17 protein-coding genes and 1 pseudogene are annotated in these 19,007 nt (G+C 63.8%); 4 read left to right on the top strand and 14 right to left on the bottom strand.

The window, feature by feature from the left end:
* Positions 1-7: 7 nt before the first annotated feature.
* Entirely contained in the window at positions 8-1,102 is a 1,095-nt protein-coding gene (locus CLV47_RS15390; RefSeq protein ID WP_106349952.1) for a 5'-3' exonuclease, read from the bottom strand.
* Positions 1,103-1,266: 164 nt separating this feature from the next.
* On the opposite strand from CLV47_RS15390, the pseudogene CLV47_RS22665 reads away from it, so the two are divergent.
* Positions 1,267-3,243 (top strand): annotated as a pseudogene (locus CLV47_RS22665) (bifunctional lysylphosphatidylglycerol flippase/synthetase MprF); the annotation flags it as partial.
* Between the two features lie 109 nt (positions 3,244-3,352).
* On the opposite strand, the gene CLV47_RS15380 reads toward CLV47_RS22665, so the two are convergent.
* A complete protein-coding gene (locus tag CLV47_RS15380) occupies positions 3,353-4,354 on the bottom strand; it encodes an alanine racemase (protein ID WP_106349997.1) in 1,002 nt (333 codons plus the stop codon).
* 109 nt (positions 4,355-4,463) lie between these two features.
* Complete coding sequence (rox, locus tag CLV47_RS15375; protein WP_106349996.1) at positions 4,464-5,888, bottom strand: rifampin monooxygenase; 1,425 nt, start codon at positions 5,886-5,888, stop codon at positions 4,464-4,466.
* Positions 5,889-6,111: 223 nt separating this feature from the next.
* Here rox and CLV47_RS15370 point away from each other — a divergent pair, with 223 nt between their 5' ends.
* Positions 6,112-6,819, top strand: a complete 708-nt coding sequence (locus CLV47_RS15370) for a VOC family protein (protein WP_106349950.1) — start codon at positions 6,112-6,114, stop codon at positions 6,817-6,819.
* 239 nt (positions 6,820-7,058) lie between these two features.
* On the opposite strand, the gene CLV47_RS15365 is transcribed toward CLV47_RS15370, so the two are convergent.
* From CLV47_RS15365 to CLV47_RS15325, 9 genes are all read right to left on the bottom strand, one after another.
* On the bottom strand, positions 7,059-8,549 hold the full coding sequence (locus CLV47_RS15365) for an AMP-binding protein (RefSeq protein WP_106349949.1): 1,491 nt from the start codon (positions 8,547-8,549) through the stop codon (positions 7,059-7,061).
* 65 nt (positions 8,550-8,614) lie between these two features.
* Positions 8,615-9,160 carry a hypothetical protein gene (locus tag CLV47_RS15360; RefSeq protein WP_106349948.1) on the bottom strand — a complete coding sequence of 182 codons (546 nt, stop codon included), beginning with the start codon at positions 9,158-9,160 and terminating at the stop codon, positions 8,615-8,617.
* A gap of 76 nt (positions 9,161-9,236) precedes the next feature.
* Entirely contained in the window at positions 9,237-9,803 is a 567-nt protein-coding gene (locus CLV47_RS15355) for a glucosaminidase domain-containing protein (RefSeq protein WP_106349947.1), read from the bottom strand.
* A gap of 577 nt (positions 9,804-10,380) precedes the next feature.
* A complete protein-coding gene (locus tag CLV47_RS15350; RefSeq protein WP_106349946.1) occupies positions 10,381-11,253 on the bottom strand; it encodes a LuxR C-terminal-related transcriptional regulator in 873 nt (290 codons plus the stop codon).
* Positions 11,254-11,400: 147 nt separating this feature from the next.
* The gene (locus CLV47_RS15345; protein WP_106349945.1) at positions 11,401-12,261 is read right to left on the bottom strand and encodes a pentapeptide repeat-containing protein; all 861 of its coding nucleotides are present in this window, start codon (positions 12,259-12,261) and stop codon (positions 11,401-11,403) included.
* An 80-nt stretch (positions 12,262-12,341) separates the two neighbouring features.
* Entirely contained in the window at positions 12,342-12,908 is a 567-nt protein-coding gene (locus tag CLV47_RS15340) for a hypothetical protein (protein WP_106349944.1), read from the bottom strand.
* A 20-nt stretch (positions 12,909-12,928) separates the two neighbouring features.
* Positions 12,929-13,399, bottom strand: coding sequence for a DUF6188 family protein (locus CLV47_RS15335; RefSeq protein WP_106349943.1), 471 nt, complete (start codon positions 13,397-13,399; stop codon positions 12,929-12,931).
* A gap of 68 nt (positions 13,400-13,467) precedes the next feature.
* On the bottom strand, positions 13,468-14,259 hold the full coding sequence (locus tag CLV47_RS15330; RefSeq protein ID WP_106349942.1) for a putative protein N(5)-glutamine methyltransferase: 792 nt from the start codon (positions 14,257-14,259) through the stop codon (positions 13,468-13,470).
* Between the two features lie 77 nt (positions 14,260-14,336).
* Positions 14,337-15,029: a hypothetical protein gene (locus CLV47_RS15325; RefSeq protein ID WP_146135399.1), complete on the bottom strand. Its 693-nt coding sequence runs from the start codon at positions 15,027-15,029 to the stop codon at positions 14,337-14,339.
* A 143-nt stretch (positions 15,030-15,172) separates the two neighbouring features.
* Here CLV47_RS15325 and CLV47_RS15320 point away from each other — a divergent pair, with 143 nt between their 5' ends.
* On the top strand, positions 15,173-16,348 hold the full coding sequence (locus CLV47_RS15320) for a sensor histidine kinase (protein WP_170111104.1): 1,176 nt from the start codon (positions 15,173-15,175) through the stop codon (positions 16,346-16,348).
* Positions 16,345-17,040: a response regulator gene (locus CLV47_RS15315; protein WP_106349939.1), complete on the top strand. Its 696-nt coding sequence runs from the start codon at positions 16,345-16,347 to the stop codon at positions 17,038-17,040. Before CLV47_RS15320 ends, CLV47_RS15315 begins: the two co-directional genes overlap by 4 nt.
* Here the strand turns inward: CLV47_RS15315 and CLV47_RS15310 are convergent.
* Entirely contained in the window at positions 17,009-18,160 is a 1,152-nt protein-coding gene (locus CLV47_RS15310; protein ID WP_106349938.1) for an acyl-CoA dehydrogenase family protein, read from the bottom strand. The genes CLV47_RS15315 and CLV47_RS15310 overlap by 32 nt on opposite strands.
* Positions 18,161-18,256: 96 nt before the next feature.
* On the bottom strand, positions 18,257-19,000 hold the full coding sequence (locus CLV47_RS15305; RefSeq protein ID WP_106349937.1) for a TetR/AcrR family transcriptional regulator: 744 nt from the start codon (positions 18,998-19,000) through the stop codon (positions 18,257-18,259).
* Positions 19,001-19,007: the final 7 nt, after the last annotated feature.

The raw sequence follows: 19,007 nt of genomic DNA, 5'->3' as shown, positions 1-19,007 counted from the left end.
AGCGAATTCAGAAGAGGGTGAGCTCGAGCTGGTCGGCCGGCTCGGATCGACGCGGCTGTGCGGTCACGGTCGTACTGGAGGTGGGGAGCCCCGTTGCGTCGTCGGAGTGATCCGGTGGCTCAGCGACCGGGAACTGAAGGTTGGCGTACGGATCGACCTGGGTGCGCGAGACGGCAGCAAAGCCGCCTAAGGTGCGCAGTGCGGACTCTTGAAGCCCCGTCAGCTCCCACGAGTCAAGTGCCGGGATCAACAGGTCGGGGGACAGCGGAAGCCGCCCGAGTCCATCGGCATCGTCGAAGTCGAGTCCGAGCGGTACGTCGGTTCGCATGGTCATGATCTTGCTCGTGGTGGCGAATGCCGCACGATTGGTGGCATCGGCAAGTTTCGTGGCCATCGCGCGACCGAGAGTAGCTCCGACGCCGCCGGGATCGGCGTCTACGGCGTCGAAAGCCGCTTGGGTGCTCCCGTAGCGCGCCAGAAGCTTTTGAGCGGTCTTCTTGCCAATCCCGGGGATTCCCTTGAGATTGTCGGATGCGTCACCGCGCATGGCAGCGTAGTCGCGATACTGCTCCGGACGTACGCCGTACATCGTGTGTAGTCGGTCCGGGGTAAGCACCGGGCTACCCGCGATGCCGCCGTTGAGTAGGCGTAACACCGACGTGTGCTCGTTGATGAGTGCGAATGAGTCGCGGTCCGACGTAGCGATGACGACCCGCCAGCCGGCCGCGCATCCGGCCCTGCTTGCCGACGCGAGTACGTCGTCGGCCTCGAGACCGTCCGGTACGACGACGCATATGCCTGCATCGCGCAACATGCTGATTGTGCCGGCGATCTGTGCGACTAATTCGGGTGGTTTCTCGAGCCGGGTGGCCTTGTACGACGGATGCGCGTCCTTGCGGACGCTTGTCGTGTGGTCGTCGAAGCCGATCACGAGCGCGTCGGCGCCAGCACGGGTGACGGCGCCGATGAGCAGGGAGGTGAACCCATGCACCGCCCAGCTGGCTCGACCGTCACTGGTCCGCATGGCAGACGCGGCTGTGGCATGGAACGCGCGATGAAGCAGTGAATTGCCGTCTACTGCGACTAGTACTTGGCGACTCATCCCTCCACCATGCCTGACGTCGTCGGCGGCCGGATCACCGGCACGCCGATCGCCGCAAATTTGCCGACGGGCGGAATCTTCCGCCGATCAGTGGAGTTAGCACCACCTTGAAGTGTGGTGAGCGGGCCATCGGAAATCCGACCGCGAAATCCTACGGTCGAGTCATGCCCAAAAACCTCGCCCGTATCGGTGCGTTCAGCAGTTCCATCCGTACGGTCATCCGCCGTACCCCGTTTACTTCCACCGTGTGTGCAATCACGCTGCTGCTCGGCATCGTCACCGGCGCTTTGTGGACCGACGTGACGTCTTTTAGCTGGTATGCCGACGTCGCGTACGGCGCGCCGTCGTTCGCCGAGGGGCACTGGTGGTCGATTGTGACCGGCGCCTTCTTCGGCCTTGTGCCGCTGTTCTATCTGCCGATCGTCGCCGGGTTTGCGTTGCTCGTCGGATACGCGGAATACCGCGTGGGTACGACGCGGGTAGCCGTCGTCGCGATTACCGGGCACATCTTCGGGGCGATCGGAGCGGCGGGGCTGTTGCAACTGCTGGCTGGGCACGGTTGGGGGTGGGCCGATCAAGTCGTGCTTACTACCGATGTCGGTCCGTCGGCCGGAATGCTCGCTGTTGCTGCCGCGGCAACCGCGCTGGTTCGGGCGCCGTGGCGCGGATGGGCGCGGCTTGCGCTCGTGAGCTACGTCGGCATCTCGTTCCTGTACATCGGCACGCTCGCGGACGTCATGCACCTCATCGTCGTAGTGCCCGGACTGCTCGTCGGGCCGCTGCTCATCAGCCGGCAGTCAGCGGGGCAGCCCGAACTGCGCGATGAGCCACGCACGATGCGCACGTCGGCGGCGTTCGGCATGCTGGCCCTCGGTGCCGTCCAGATCCTCGCAACCGCGGCGGTTTTCGATGCGCCGCTCGGCCAGGACGGTCTCGGCGTGGTGTCCGGAATCGAAAAGGTGCTCGTGATTGCTGGTGCTGTGGTGCTCGCCAATGGCGTACGACGCGGACACCGGCTTGCGTGGATCGGCTCCACCGTGACCTGCGCGTTCATGGTCCTTGTCGGTGCCGCCGGTTTTGTGGGCGTGAGCTTCGCACTGTGGCCCGATGTCCTCGGTATCAGCGGTGGCTCGGCGGCGTTCGCATTCGTCACGATGTTGCTGTGGGCTGGCGAGCTCGGTCTGTTGCTCGGACTGCGCCCGACCACTGCCACTAGTGGCGACAGAGCACGCACGACGCAGTCATCGACGAAGACCCGCGAACTGCTCATGCGATACGGCGGCCAAAACCTTTCGTGGATGTCCACCTGGCGCGGGAACTGGCATTTCCTGTCCGCGGACCGCGCTTCGGCCGTCGCCTTCCGGCGGCACGCCGGGGTTGCGATCGCGGTCGGAAACCCAATCGCGGCGCCACATCAAACCCGCGCGATGCTCGACGAGTTCGCGGATATGTGTGAAGAGAGCTCCGTGACTCCCTGCCTATTTGGCGCGGATGGCGCGGCGGCAGACTGGGCCACCGCGCGGGGGTGGTCGGCGACTCAGGTCGCGCAGGATGCGCTCGTGGACCTTCCGGACCTGAAGTTCAAGGGCAAGCGGTGGCAGGACGTACGCACCGCTATGAACCGCGCGCACCGCGAGGGGATCTCCTTCTCGCTCGCACCGCTGCGCTCGCAGCCGCGCGCCATCGTCGACCAGGTGCGGAATTTGAGTGATCAGTGGGTCGCGGAAAAAGAGCTGCCAGAGATGGGGTTCACGCTTGGCGGGATCGAGGAGGCCGAGGATCCCGCGACCCGGGTCGCGTTGGCCATTGGCCCCGGGGGCATGGTGCACGCGGTCGTATCGTGGTTGCCGATCTATGGGTCGCGGGGTGCGGTTCGTGGCTGGACCCTCGATGTCATGCGCCGTACCAACGACGGATTCGCGTTGGCCGTAGACTTCCTCATCTCCTCAAGCATGCTGCAGTTTCAGCGTGAGGGCGCGCAGCTGGTCTCGCTCTCAGGGGCGCCGCTCGTCGGCGCGGGCGTCGGGTCCGGCCCGCTTGTCAAGAAGGTATTCGACCTCCTTGGTGCGGCACTTGAGCCGGCGTACGGATTCCGAAGCCTGCACGCCTACAAGCGCAAGTTCCAACCGCGTTACGAGCCGATGTACCTCATTTTCCGAGATGTAGCTGACCTACCTCGAATCGGAATCGCGTTGACTCGCGCTTATTTGCCAGACGCGGGTATCGCTGATCTTGTTCGGCTCAGGCGAGCTACCAGCCACGTAGGTCCACGGTCCAGCGTTCGAGAATCTCGTCCCCATGCACGAGGTACAGCGCCTCGTGCAACGCGACCGTCGGGTCGACGTGCGCCGGCAGGACATGCACCAAGTCGCCAACGGAAACGGGCTCTTCTGGGGCAAAGGTAATGTGCTCATCTGAGCAGAAGAGCACCCTCGCGCCCGGTATCGAAGGGTTGCCATGGTCCATTCCCAATGCCTTGAGTCCCACGTCGGCGACCGCCCACTTCGGGCTGACCGAGATGACGGTACCGAGCACGGACAATGCTTGCGCAAAAGGGATGTCGAGCGAGCCGTAAGCCGTATCCATCAATGCGTACGAACCCGCCTGGATTTCGTTAGCCCACGTATTGACCGCATAGGTACCCGTGCCGCCAGCGGTGACCAGTTCGCCACCGACGTCCTCGTGAGCGCGTAGCAACAGCTCCATAGACTCTTCGGTGCGATGGCGTTTCTCGGCAATGGGCTCGGCCATCATCAGGTGGCCTTCGTAGCCCATGACACCACGCACGTGCAGGCCATTACTGCGCGCGAGGTCCGCGAGCGTGCCGGCATCTTCAGGGGCACAGCCGCAGCGCGGCAGGCCGACATTGACATCGACGACGACTTCGCGAAGGCCGGCGTCGTGCGCGGCCTTGACGGTTTGCGCAGAGTCGACGGCGACAGTGATGCGGTGTCCTTCGGTGACGAGTACGCCGAGGCGCGACATGTCGAGGACTTCGTTGGCGAGCAGTAGGTCCTCGCCGAGCCCCGCCTTGGCCATTCCCTCGACCTCGCGGATCGTGGCGCAGGTAAAGCCGTGATGCCCGACGTCGTACTGCCGCCTCGCAAGCGCAGTGCACTTGTGCGCCTTGACATGTGGGCGCAGTCTGGCACCCGGCAGCGCGGTCGCCATCGTGTCGAGATTCTGCTGAAGCAGGTCGTTATCCACGATTAGGGCGGGCGTCTGAAGTTGATCGGTGCGCTGAGGAGTCATGTGCACGAGCCTATCCGCGACGCTGTTGAGATTTCCGGTCGCCGCCGCAAGGCTGAGGTCATCGGCTGTAGCCAGCGCGGACGGCCCGAAGGCGCGATCCTCAGGCGCATCAAGTGACGGCCTTGCCGAACCAGCGGGACAGGTGGTCGTCCAAGTCATGCTGATCGTCGCCGATCCAGGCGACGTGGCCGTCGGGGCGCAGCAGGACGCACGGTGCATCCAGTGCCGCCGTCGGATCCGCGAGGTAATCGACGCGGTCTGACCAGCCGTCGACGGTCAGGGTGTCGGTGCGATCCAGTAGTAGTCCGCGGCCGCGATGGAGGAGGTCGTAGAGACGGCCGTGTGCCACGTCGATGTCGCGCAGGCGGCGGCCGAGCAGGTCGGGGCCGGTGCCGAAGTCGTAGCGGATGTCTATCGCAGTGATCTTCTCAATCAGATAGCGGTTCACCTCGTTGAAGTCCATCAGTTCGGTGAGCAGCCTGCGTACGGCTTGCGGTCCCGGTTCGGCGGACTGCAGTTCCATCTGGGCGCGGGTGTTATCGAGCACGCGGGCGGCGACCGGATGGCGCTCAGTCTGGTAAGTGTCCAGCAGCGCTTGCGGCGCCCAGCCGCGAATGTGAGCGGCCAGCTTCCAGCCGAGGTTGACCGCGTCCTGAACGCCCAGGTTGAGGCCCTGCCCGCCGGTGGGTGGATGGATGTGTGCCGCGTCGCCGGCCAGCAGCACCCGCCCGACCCGATAATGTTCGGCTTGTCGGGTGGCATCTCCGAAGCGGGACAACCAGCGCGGGGAGTGGACGCCGAAATCCGTTCCGGCGATGGTCCGCAACTGTTGTTTGAAATCCTCGAGGGTAGGTGGTTCCGCGCGGTCGCTGACTCCAGCGGCGGGGACGACGACTTGATAGACCCCAACAGCTGCGGGTCGGATCCAGAATTGCTTAGTGGTCTCGCCGATTTCTCTCACTTTGGCCGCGATTTCGTCTTGCGGCGTCCCCACGTCCATTTCGCCCATCAGCGTCTCGGTCCGTGAGGGCTCGCCGGGGAAGGCGACGCCGAGCAGTTTGCGCACGGTACTGCGCCCGCCGTCACAGCCGACGAGATAGCGCGTCCGCACCTGCTCGCCTCCGGCCAGCTCGATGGTCACACCCTCGTCGTCCTGCTCGAAATCGGCCACCGCACGACCGCGCCGGACCTGCGCACCCAGTTCGAGCGCGTGATTCTCGAGCAAGTCAACGAGGACCGGATGTTGGATGCCCAGAAGGTAGGCGTGCGCGGAATCCAGCCCTTCGGGCGCGGGTGTGGCAATGGCAGCGAAGAAACCTCCGGCCGGACGTTGTCTTCCGTGTTCGAGAATGCGCTCTAGCAGGCCGCGCATTGCCATCAGCTCGAGACTGCGAATATGCAGGCCCACTATCCGCACGAACGACGCGGGCTCGGTCTCCTTTTCCAGCACGCATACGCGCACATCGTGCAGCCGTAGTTCGGCCGCCAGCATCGCGCCAGTCGGTCCGCACCCGGCAATGACTACGTCGAACATGAGCGGTGCGCGATCGGCGCGAGAGGAGGTGAAATGCGGAGCGTTCAAGGGTCTTAGCTCCTCCGGCGGTGTCGCGGTCCCTCGAAGGTACTAGCCCGAGCATCACCCGGTCTATTCCTTTTCCTGTTCGGACGCCATGCGGCGACAACGGCGGCGCGGTCGTGTGACATAAAGGCTTCATGACTGAATTTGCGCGCCGTCGTACGACGAATTGGATCCTCGCATGATCCGGGCACTGGACCACGTCAATATCGCGTCAACGGACGTGCCCGCGACGCGGTCGGCTTACGAAGCTCTGCTGGGGCGCGCCGCCGACGCGGACAACAGATGCCAGACCCCGAACATTGGATTAGTGATCGAGTCTGCGCAGAAGTCGGGCGTACGTTCGGCGGTGTTCGCCGCCGACGATTTCGCGTCGACGACGCGGCTCATCCAGCGTCGGGGTGTCGAGCTCGTCGTGGACGGCCGGAGCGCCACCACGGACGTGAATGGCCTCACGCTCGGAATCATCGAGCGGGAGGAGCCGCCGGCGGTCGACCCAGACGATGCCGCCGCCGCGATCTTGGGGCTGGACCACATCGTCGTGCATACGACATACCCGGACCGCGCGGTCGCGTTGTTTGGCGCGAGAATGGGTCTTGATCTGAGACTGGACCGTACATTCGTCGAGCGTTCCGCGCGTCAGCTGTTCTTCCGTTGTGGGGACTTAGTAGTCGAGATTGTCGTCGACCTGCGCAAGGTGGGCGACGACGAGGACGACCGGTTTTGGGGACTCGCGTGGCGGGCACGCGACGCGGCCGCCGCTCACGAACGGCTGGCCGGTCAGGGAGTCGAGATATCTGAGCTACGGACGGGTCGCAAGAAGGGCACGCGCGTATTCACAGTCAAAGACCATGCTCTTGGTGTGCCGACATTGGTGATCGGGTCGTAGCGTAAGCGCGCGGCGTGGCGGGGCGATCTGTCACCGGCCCCGGACACCCTTCGGCACATCTCGGGGAGGAGTTGTACCGAAGGTCAACATTCGGCGGGTCTAGTCGGGGGGAGAGAGACATCCAGATCCGAATGGTCCTACAAGCCCCAGTGTTGCACAGTTCTGATCATCTGAACAGTTCGATGAATCGTGCCTGGTGAGCAGCAATGACTCGCAAGCGCATCACGCCGTGGCGCCATCTATACCCGTCGTTCTTGGCCTTCCCAGTAGCTCGCTCGCAGCTTCCGCTTGGCGATTTTGCCGTTGTCGTCGCGAGGTAGCTCTGCTATTTCGATCGAACGGGGCACCTTGTACGACGCGAGTCCCGCTCGCATCCACTCGATGAGCTCCGAGGCGTCGAGCGGCGCGGATCCTACCGGCTGGACAACGGCGTGGAGACGTTCGCCGAATTCGGCATCCGGTACGCCGAAGACCGCGCAGTCGGCGATGTCGGCACGCGCCAGCAACCGGTTCTCGACCTCGGCAGGGTAGATGTTCACGCCACCGGAGATCACCATGTCGGAGGCGCGGTCGCACACGTAAAGGTAATCTTCGTCGTCCAGGTAGCCGAGGTCGCCGAGGCTGATCATTCCGGCGTGCTCGATCTCTTGCCGAGCTTGGTCGTTGTCACGATAGGTGAAATCCGGGTACGCCGGCTGCCGTACGTAAATGAGCCCGACCTCGCCGACATCGGCGGGGGTGTGGTCTTCACGGAAGATCTTGACTTCCGCGCCGGGGATGGCCCGCCCGGCGCTGCCCGGTCGCGCCAGTGCTTCTTCCGCGCCGATAACCGTAACCATGCCGGCCTCGCTCGAGGCATAGGTCTCGTTGATGATTGGGCCAAACCAGTCGATCATCGCGCGTTTGATGTCCGGCGCGCACGGGGCGCCCGTTGAACCGACAAAACGCAGCGTCGACACGTCGTACTTCGCGCGGGTCTCGGCCGGCAGACGCAGCATTCTGACGTACATGACCGGCACGAGGTAGAGCGTGTCGATCTTGTGTCGTTCGATGTCCGCGAGCACGGCCTCCGCGTCGAACCGTTCGTGTACGACGACGACCTCGGCCTGAGTGAGCGCGTTCTGCATGATTACCGATGGTCCGCTGTGATAAATCGGTGCTGGCATCAGCACGCGGCAGCCTGGCTTGATGCCAAAGGTCGCTTCGACTACATCCTGCATGCGCTGCAACCGCCAGGATCGCTCCTCGGGTGGGAAAACGCCACGCACGACGGCCTTGGGACGCCCTGTCGTCCCGGAGGTATAGGCGATGTGTCCGCGCGGGGCGACCTCGGGACCGTCGTACGTCGCCTGCTCGGCAAGCCAGCGGTCATAGTTTTGAGCTGAGGGCGGGCCGCCGTCACCAACCGAGAGCAACGTCGCGTCGCCGGGCAATGCTGCTGCCGCGGCGCTCAGCAGATCGCCGTGACCGATGACAACCCGTGCGCCGCAGTCCGCGATCTGCGCACCGATCTCCTCGGGGGTGAAGTGCCAGTTGACGGGGCAGTAGTAGGTTCCGGCGATCTTGCCCGCGTTGATCACGTCGGCGTACTCGACGCTGTTGCGCAGAACGACGGCAACAACGTCACCCTCATTTAGACCCAGCGCGCGCAGTCCGCCGGCCAGTCGATGAGCGCGGTCGGTGAGGTCGTGGCTGTCGAGCGTGCGTGCGCCGACATGAAGGATGGGCATGGATGAAACCCCCGGGCGAGCCTTGAATGTAAACGTCGAAACCCAAGGTTGCCATATGTCCTTGGCTAGACAGCAGGGCCCTCGCTGCGAACGTCATCGACGTTCGCCATCGCCTCGCGCAGCTTGACCAGCCACTCCTCGGTGTGTTCGCCGACAAGGCGCACACACCATGCCAGCGCATCGGATCGGGACCGCGCGACGCCAGCATCCACCAACGTGTCGAGCACCTGTCGTTCGGGCTGGCGCAGCCGGGTCATGACCGGAACTGCCAGATGCGTGAAGATTATTCGCTTGTCTCCCACCCGGACCCCCCAGGCGACCTTGCGTCCGTAGCGTTCCTCCGCCTCGTCTGCGATCTGCATACGCTGCGTCCTGGTGTCCTCACGAAATCGGGCCGCTCGGCCTTCACCAGCGGCCTGAGAGGTATCGCCTGGCATCGGTAGGGCGCCGATCACGAGGATCTCTTCGCGATCGGTGGTCACTTCAGGTGGGGTGGTAAACCAGTCGGCGGGAAGGCGACCGGTCAGCCAGTCACCCGCATCGCTAGCGTCTGGCAGATTCGCGTGTTGCCAGCCGCCGGGCCGCCCGGGTCCTCGTCGTGAATTGTTCATCTCGCGCCTCCTGCTTACATGATTACGTAATTACAGTGTGCGCCTAAATCCGACCGAAGAGTCTTGTGGTCGACGATTATTTCGGGTTGTTGTACTGATAAAGGTTGAACTTCGTCATCAGCGCGATCAACTTGTCGGCGTACCCAGGATCCGTTGCATAACCGGCAAGCGCGATTTCGCGACTGAACTGGTCCGGATTTGCGGAGTAGAGAAACGCCTTCGCGTAGCGGTCGTTGCTTGCCAGGAACAGCCCGTGATCCCGGAAGGAGTCCGTCGCCGTGGCGTAAGTGCGAAAGGAGTCGATGACCTTCGTGCAGGTGCCATCCGGTTGACATTCGCTCGTCGGCTTTTTCAGGCAGCCGGTTGCGTACTTCCCGTTGTCCTTTCCGCACTTGATACCGAAGTAGGCGTTGCCCTCTCTTGTCAGTTCGGACTGCGCCCAATTGGACTCCAAGATCGCCTGCGCCAGTGCGACAGACGTCGGTACGCCGTACTCGCGTTCGCTTGCTTGCGCCGGGCCGACTGCGGCCTTGATGAACTGGGCAGGCAGCGAAGGTGCCGACATCCGATGCCCGTCCGTGGCGGCTGGTCGAAACGCCAGATATAGCAATACGACCAGGAGCCCGAGGACGGAAAGTGTCACGACCAGTCGACGCTGACGAAGGCGAGCGGACGTTGCGGTGGGAATAGATCGACCTCCTGTGTACGGCGCAAAATCACGCAGTTTCAGGTCTCGTCGTACGAGTCTACGTACTTCGCGGCCGACACCCGTGAGCTTGGCCGTGAGCAGGTCGAACTACCTCAAATTCTGGCGCCCGAGGCCGGCCGACGCCCGCACACGCCACAAGGACCGGTCCTCGAGAGGATCGGTCCTTGTGAAGGTGAGGACTAGCTAACTACTTCCAGCAAATTCCGCATGCGATGGGGGAGCTCTGCGATTGGGCTGGTGGAGCCGTAACGGCGACGCCGATTCCGAAAACGGTCGCGATCGCGAAGATTCCTGCGATGAGTCGCTTCATGGCTGATCCTTTTTGTCGTCTACGGTTCTAGCTTGTCCTCACGACGATCAACCGCTTACGGGGGGAGTGGCGGTTCACCGGCGTGTGTCTATGAAAACCTACCGGGACCACCTTGTGCCATCTCCTTGGCCGGACTTGTCCTATTCCGGCCAATGTGAATCAAAGTCTTGCTTTGTATCGGAAAACCGTGTATAGGCAGGCCTAGAGCCAGCCGCGCTCCACGGCTCGCACGCCGGCCTGGAATCGGCTCGTCGCGCCAAGGCGCTCGAAGACTTGGGCGACGTAGCGGCGAAAAGTGCGTTCGCTGACCGCCAGTCGCCGCGCAGCGGCATCGTCGGCCAACCCTAGACTCATCGCCCTAATGACCTCGAGCTCAAGCTCGGTTGGACGGCCACTGGCCGCGCCGAGATCGATATCGCGCAGGTTGCGGCCGCTGCGAAAGATGCCGCGGGCGAGGTGACGCAAACCACTGACGAGTGCCGGTTCGCCGGTAATGATGGCGCCTTCACTGCGGTGGCCGCGAACGATCGGCACGACCGCGCGCGCCGCATCGGATACGATAATCCGGTAGGGCACCGCATCGGCGAACTGAAACTCGGCGCCATGGTTTTGCATGGTCTCGGTGTAGTCGCGGACCCGGGGCAGCTGCGCGAACTCGAGCGGATAGACGATCCGGAGCCGGACACCGCGATCGACGAGCTCACGATCGGTTCGTTGCGCCGATACAAACGCTTCCTCGGACGGCGCGTCGCCGGAGTGCAGACTGAGCAGTTCGTGACGGGTGCGTTGCGCGATCTGAACAAGCTTGTTCTGTAATAGCGGCAGGTCGACGACCTTCTGCACGCGCAGGCGATGATCGGGCTCGTCGTCGACAAGCAGACGATCAAGGGCCACCCGTCCGCCGAGAACTTCGTCCTGTTGACGGGTCGCACGCTCACGGTGACGGCTCAGCTCACGTACTGCCGCGTGGGCGTCGGAGTTAGCCGAGCGATAGCGAGCGCTCTCGAGAGCCCAACGATGAAGATCCGACATCGACTGCGAGCGTGCCGAACTCGCGGACGCAACAGGGCTCATCGGACACCACCCATCGACGAGGAGCAATAGTGTATTCAACCTGCGAGTATACCGGTTGACCATGGCCGATGTAACCAGATACCTCCGGCGACGGGCCTGTATACCGACGCACGCTGACTACTTCGTCCGACGCTACCGCTAAAAACGCTAGATTTCCGCCGAACCCGGTGCGAATTCGCCGCGTTCAATCCAATGCGAGGGTCGTACCAGTGCCGGCGAAATCTCGGTGCTGGCGTCGCCTGCCGCTGCGTTGAGCTGAGGCTGGGTCAAAAATATCGCCCCGCGGAGATCTGACCCGCGTAGATCGGCGTCGCGCAGGTCCGCGCCGAGGAGGTCCACGTGGCGCAGATCACTCCTGCGGAGGTCGGCGCCAATGAGGTAGGCGTTACGTAGATCGGCAGCGCGCAGGTCCATGCCGCGGAGGTCGGCGGCCATCAGATCTGCACCAGGATGGACCTTGCGCGGTACGACGTTGGAGAGGCGCCGCCGGACCGTACGTCGATACGCCGCGCTCGCACTGCGCAGCAGGGGCGAGACCCGAGCACGTAGCGCCGTGACGTCGAGCGCGAGTAGTCGTTCGGGCGGATCGGCCGTGTGCGCGACCGTCTCGTCGTACGCCGCCGCCAACGCACCGTCGGGCGAGACTCTGCGCGCGTCGTGTAGATAGAAGAGCATCTCGTGCAGTTGACGCATGACCGGTAGCGCGGCGTACATCGAGTGTTCGATCTCGGGAGCATCGCGCCAGGAAACACCGGCGAACGTCACCTGCGAGACCTGCTGCCCGGCGCCGAAACAGTCGAAGACCGTGCAGCCCTTCCATCCCGTGGGGCGCAGGCGCGCATGAATAGCGCAGCCAAAATCCTCTTGCAAGTTGTGGCACGGTTCGCCGGCCGGCTTGTCGACGGGGAAGTCGGCGGACTCATCCAGTCGCAGTGCAACACAGCACAGGCCAAAACAGCTTCCGCAGTCAGCGACGAGGCTCGGTGGCGTAACGGCATCCTGCGCCATCGGTGTCTCCGCTCATTGTTGCTTGACGGTCGTGGTTGCGCGACGATCTTGAGTCCATACCCCATTCTCCGTGACTCACGTCAGTTGAAGTCGACCATGGGGACCGATGGGTGAGTGCCCAGCCACGCGTCCCCTAACCGGGCAATTGTCGCGTCGATAGACCGCCGCTGCGCGCGGCAGTCTATCCAGGTCCGGTATAGACCGGACAGATCGTCCAGCACATGCCGATCGTCGTGGTGCAGGTGATGTCGCCAGAAGATGATGTCCTGCGCGGTGAGAACCGCCGGCGTCGAGCCGTTCCGTAGCAACACGTAGCGAGCGGTGGTGAGTGCACAGAACGCACCAAATGGCGTGGCGTCGTAGCCGTGCCGACCGAGATAGGTCGCGATGGCCGCGTCGATCTCCGCCTTGTCGGCGAACCGTAGGTTCGCAAATAGCTCCCGGTCGCGAACATCAGCGACCGGACTACGCACCACGACATCCAGGCAGGACTCGGGGGCGGCGTTGCTCAGAAGCGCGGAACATGCGGCGTGAAGGAGTTCTTCGGGTACCCGTGCGGGGCGATTCACGGTGAGGAGCACCCCGGCGCGGCGACCGAGTCGATCGGCCGCGCGGACGTCGAGGTCGTAGAAGCTGGACGCAGTCACCCGGCGACCATACCTGCCGCTTACGTCCAGATCGCGAGCTCACCGCCGGGGCAACTGATTATTTTCAGACCCTTCGGCCCGTCAAGTTCCCAACCTTCGTAGTTATCTTCCGGCAGGGCTCTGATCCGCGCTTTGTTCGCAAACGTGATCGCGAGTATGCCGTCCGTACTCGCGACCGCACCCCGCACTGGTCCAGCCCGGAGTAGCGCAATCAGATGTGCGGCCGCGTCACCTGCCTGCGAGTCCCCGCGCCAGAGCTGGCCGGCCTGGTGCGCATCATCGTGATCGGCGCTGGGCCACACATGTCCTGTGCCGTGCGTGATTTCGATATTGGCGAGCCGGATTTCGAACTCCCGGTTCGTCCGTTCATAGCTCTCGAAGTGCAACGTCGTACCGGGTGAGTAACTCAGGCTCACTCGCAACAGATGAGCGCCGCGGGCGAATCCGAGCTGTTTGTTGGCGTATGAGACATCTTGAGTGCTTGCCCTCATACGGCCTATTGAACCCCTTCTACCAGCGATCGTCGCGGGGGGTAGCCCGTCGGTACGAGCGGCCCGGGCTAACGCGCAAAGGTTGACATAGCGCCGATGACGACGGTGGCGTCAAGTTCGGTCGATCGTACGACGCGTGCCTGCATGCCACTGGCGCGTACGAGGTCGGCTGTCCGTGGTGCCTGCTGTCTGCTGGTCTCGATGATGAGCGATCCGCCAGGAGCCAGCCACTCTGGTGCTCCGCCTGCGATCCGGCGCTGCATGTCGAGCCCGTCGGGCCCGCCATCCAGTGCCACCATCGGCTCGTAGAGGCGAGCCTCAGGCGGCATCGTGCTGATCGAGTCGGTGGGGACGTACGGCGCATTCGCGGTGATGAGGTTGACGCGGCCGCGCAAGGTGACCGGCAGCGGTTCGTACAAGTCGCCCAGAAGCACTTGTCCGTCTGGACCGCAGTTGCGTCGGGCGCAGCGGACGGCGGCGGCGTGGTTGTCCACGGCGCGGAGGTCGATGCGGGGTTGCCGCTTCAGGAGTACCGCGCCGATTGCGCCTGAGCCACAGCAAATATCGACGACGACGTCGTGTGGCGTTATCAGCGCGATGGCCTCCTGGACGAGCAGCGCAGTGCGTCGACGGGGCACGAACACTCCTGAGTCGACCAAGATTCGCAGACCGCAGAATTCCGCCCAGCCCAGCACGACCTCCAGCGGCGCGCCCGACTCGCGGCTAGCGAGCATGGCCACCAGGTCGGCCGGCGTCCCAGCCTCGGCTAGCAGCATCTGCGCCTCCTCCTCAGCGAAGACGCAGCCAGCCGCGCGCAGTCGCGCGGTGACGACCTCCTCGCTGAGTGGAACTGATGACAAGTAGGGCCCTCCACAATTGTTGAAGGAATCATCGCATTGTCCCCGGCGCTAACGCGACTTCATTCTTTTTGCGTTCGTTATGGCGAGACCGGCCTCTTTGACTCCAGCATGCGAGCCTCGGTCGCGGTGGCCCCCGCGGGCGTAGTTCGCAACAATGCAATGGCGATTGATCCGAACGTGAGAAGCAGCGCCGCTACGCCGACGAGGGTCGCCACCGGACCGCCCAAGAAGGTGCTGAGCACGAAGACGAGCGCCGCGACCGGGACCCAGATCGGGACCGACTGCGACATCCGCATTCCTAGCGTAAGCAGGAGAACCCCGACGGTCAGCCCCACGAGGAACGCCCAGAGCAGCACGCTGCCCACGATGTAGCTGTCTTCGGCGGTAGTCATCTTTTGTGCCGCGTCCAGAGGAAGACCGCCGGACACTGCCGAACCGAGTACACCGAAGTACAACGCGAAATGCCCGACGCCGATTACCAAACCGACGGCCATAAGGATGGAACCGATCGACGTCAGACGACGGCCGCGATCCTGCGCGCTTTGAGCGGTCGCCAGAATACCTGGCAGCCATAGGATCGGTCCCGCGATCGCCAGAATGGCGGCGAACAGCCACAGCGACGGGCTGCTGGATACCATCGCAAGCATGGCGGCGAAACTGTCGTCGGCCGGATGATTCACGAGCGGCAGGATGTTGCCAACGGCCAGCGCCACTGCCCCGGTCAGCATGCTGCCGGCGGCAATATTTCGGGTGAGCCACGGAATGTACATCGAAGTCTCCTTCAGCGGTTGTTGGAGTCTCAGCGTCACTCCGGAACCGGTTCGGTCGCGTCCTCCGCTAGGGCCAACTTCTGGTGCGGGTGTCCGCCAAAGGGAGGACGACGACGGGGCCCGACCGATCTAAGATCATGGACATGCGCACGCGTGTTGCTGCATGGCGGCAACTGAGGCTCGGCGGGCTACTCGGCCCCGACATCGCGCTGGGCGTATTCATGCTGGCGATCGCATTTACCTCGACACTGGCCGGCAAGCCGGACGAAGGGCCACTCATAGTCACCGTCCCGACTGCCGTCGTCATGACCTGTTCGTTGGCCTGGCGACGTCGGTTCCCGCTCGTACCGGCCTTCGCATGTGCGGCCGCGGATCTCTTTCAAACGTCGCTGGCACAGGCTCCGGGATCGCAATGGTCCCTGGCGGCTCTGGTCATCGCGATGTACTCGACGGCGTCGTACTGCTCCGAGCAATGGGCAGCGCTGGCCGGCGCGGTCCTGGTGGCCTCGCTCCTCGTCGGCGAATGGCTTGTGCGCGGACCGGACTATTTGTTTATCGTGCTGGTGTTTGGCGGCGTCTGGCTGCTAGGACGAGCGGGGAGGGTCTGGCGCGAGCGCATCGTCTACATGCACCAACACGGACAGGATGCTGCGCGCCTTGCCGTTGCCCAGGAGCGGCTTCGAATTTCCCGTGAGCTTCACGATGTGCTGGGACACAGCATGAGCGTGATTGCGGTGCAGGCCGACGCTGCCGGCGCTGCCCTAGAAAGCGAGCCCGATCTGGCGAAGGAGCCGGTCAACGTTATCCACTCGACAGCCCGTGGCTCGCTGGCCGAGATTCGCGCAATGGTCGACATGCTGCGGTACGACGACGATGGGACTGGCGCCGAGGATATTCCGGCCATGGCGCCAGGTTTGTTCGATGTGGATGCGTTATTGGACCGCACCGAGACTAACGGGCTCCCGGTGACAAGGTCGATCGAAAGTGATCTTCTCGTTCCGTCCCCGGCGTACGGTCTGACGATCTATCGCGTCGTGCAGGAGTCGTTGACAAACGTCATGAAACACGCGGGAATGGTGTCGACTCATGTCGCCGTACGGCGCGATGGGACCGACGTGGTCGTGGAGATCGGGAACTCGCCCGGCACGGAATGTACAGCGCAGCAGGGCATCGGCTACGGGCTACGCGGGCTGCGTGAGCGACTAGAACTGCTCGGCGGCAGCATGACTGCCGGTCCACGCGCCGACGGTGGGTTTGCCGTCATAGCGCGGCTTCCCGCCGAGCGAGCTGGCGATCCCAAGAGCCCGAGTCCAGCATGATTAGGATTCTTCTCGTCGATGACCAACAGCTTATTCGCGACGCTTTCAAGCTGATGCTCAACCTCGAACCGGATCTCACGGTGGTGGGTGAGGCTGGCGACGGCAAGGCGGCGCTGGCGTTGACCTCCGCGTTGCGGCCGGACGTCGTGCTTCTCGACATCCGGATGCCGGTCATGGACGGCCTCGAAACGACACGGCGGCTGACGGCAGCGCACACCACATCAGCAATCCTCGTGCTGACAACGTTTGACTCCGACGAGTACGTGTACCAGGCGCTGCGCGATGGCGCGCGCGGATTCCTGTTGAAAGACGCGCCGCGTGACCAACTCGTGCACGCGGTGCGAGTCGTCGCCGGCGGCGAGTCGCTGCTCGCACCGGCAATCACGCGGCGGCTCATCGAACGTTTCGTGCAACATCCGGCATTCGAACGCGACCAGACGCCCGAGTTACAGAGGCTGACGGCTCGCGAGCAGACCGTGCTGCGGCTCCTCGCAGACGGGAAGTCGAACAGCGAGATCGCCAGCGAGCTGGTCCTTGGCGAAACGACGGTAAAGACACATGTAGCCAGGATCCTCGGAAAACTAGGCGTCCGTGATCGCGTTCAAGCGGTCATTGCCGCCTACGAATCCGGCTTCGTGCAATTGCGTCCTCGTCGGCCGGTCAAAGGGCGACCGGACCAAGCAATGCATTAGCCCACGCTCCATGCACCGACTCGTCGTCGCTTGGGTGGAATAGTCCAGCAACCACGTCTCGGTAGAGCCGCGCCAACTCGTTCGAATTGAAGTACGACGAACCACCGGACGCGCGAATCGACTTCTCTACGACGGACAACGCGACCTCGGTAGCGCGAGACTTCACCGCGGACAGTTGGGGCATCCATCGCGGTCCACGATCGACGAGGTTGTCGATGTCGTGGGCGACAGCCGCGATCTGGGGAAATATCCCGTCGAGCGAGATCGCCGCATCGGCCAGTCGCCAACGAATGTCAGGGTCGTTGGAGTACGGCGCACCCTTGTTCTTGAACGACGTACGGTGGCGCACCGTCTCGACGGCTAGGTCGAGTGCCCGCTGCGCGATCCCGGTGTACACCGAAGCAAGCAGAATCTCAAAGCTGGCGAAGATGCCAAATACGAATGGATCCATCGTCGGGCCCGGAGCGAGCCGTCGCGCAATCCGGTTTGCCGGCGCGTGCGCGCCGTCGAGGATCGTCGTACACGACTGCGAGGCGCGCATGCCCAGCGTGTCCCAGTCCTGCTTGATCTCAAACCCACCGCCGTCGCGGGTGATGAAACCGAACACCGACTGAGGCCCATCGTCGCCGCTGGTGTCAGCGCCGAACGTGCCAAGCCGCGTCCAGGCAGGGGAGAGGGACGTGAAGATTTTGGTGCCATAGAAGGAGAAGCCGCCGTCGCCGTCGGGACGCGCCTCGCTTTGCGAGCCGAACAGGACGAGATCATTGCCTGGCTCGGAAATGCCGAACGCGAAGATCTCGCCGGCGGCTGCCTCCTCGAGGATGAAGTCGGCAGAGTGATCGCCACGAGCGTTGACTGCGCGTGCGACGGCGGTCCACACGTGGTGCATATTGACCGCCAATGCCGTCGCCGGCGCGGCGCCGGCGAGCCGCATCTGCTCATGGGTCAGCTGCTCGAGGGTGAGTCCGCGGCCACCGAATTCGGTGGGCACAAGAGCGGTGAGATAACCGGTCTCAATGAGTTCGGCGAGATCTTCGTCGAAGAATGCATTGTCTCGGTCGTAGTCGGCGGCCCGGCCGCGAATGCGTTCAAGTAGGTCGTCGGTGAGGATCTGATTCATCTGGTAACCCCTCGTCAAGGTGCGCTGAAACTGCTCGGGCAGTGTTCTCGTTGATTATCGCCGTACTAGGCGGATGTGGCGCGGGGGACTAGCGCGTCAGCGGGCGATCCGCTTAGCGACGCCGTCCAGCAGACAGGCGAGCCCAAAGCGCATGGACACGTGAGGTTCGCCCACCGATGACATGGACTCCCCGACCCGCGTTGAGATATGCAGGTCCAGTCCGCGCGCGGACTCGGATAAGACTGGCTCGCTCAGTCGCCACCATTCATCGTCGGTGAGCGCGCTGTTGGCGCGGATGCGGTCTAGGCTGATCCGCCACCGCGCCGCAGACGCCGATATGCCTATCACCGTGGTGATCAAATGGTCCATCTCTTGGTCGGTAAGGCCGATACCGTCGACCGCTGCTAGCTCATCCTCATACTTGAGGCACACTCCGGGACCGAGGATCGGCCGCCCGGGGGGCGCCTCGACCGTCCACGGATGCGCGAGTGCATGCTCCCAGTTGCGTTCGGAGACGTACTCCATCGCGGCGCGCCAGTCGGGTTTGTCGCGGGGCTTGGGTCGGCCGGCGTACGTCGTGGCTGCGACCGAGTCCAGCATCAGTTCAAGGAGCTCAGGCCGGCCAGGGACGTAGCTGTAAAGCGTCATCGGTGCGACCCCCACCGCCTCGGCGACCCGGCGCATCGTCACCCCATCGAGTCGTTCCTCGTCTCCAATCCTGACTCCCGCTGCGGTGATCGCCGCCAGCGTCACGCCGGACCGGCCGACGGACGTCGCCGGCGACCACAGCAGCTCCGTGAGGGCTGCCGGATCGGCCGTGCGAGTGGATTTTCGGGGCATCGGAACA

This window comes from Antricoccus suffuscus, assembly GCF_003003235.1.
In the GTDB taxonomy this organism is placed as follows: Bacteria; Actinomycetota; Actinomycetes; order Mycobacteriales; family Antricoccaceae; genus Antricoccus; species Antricoccus suffuscus.
This window is presented reverse-complemented; position numbering and strand designations above follow the sequence as displayed.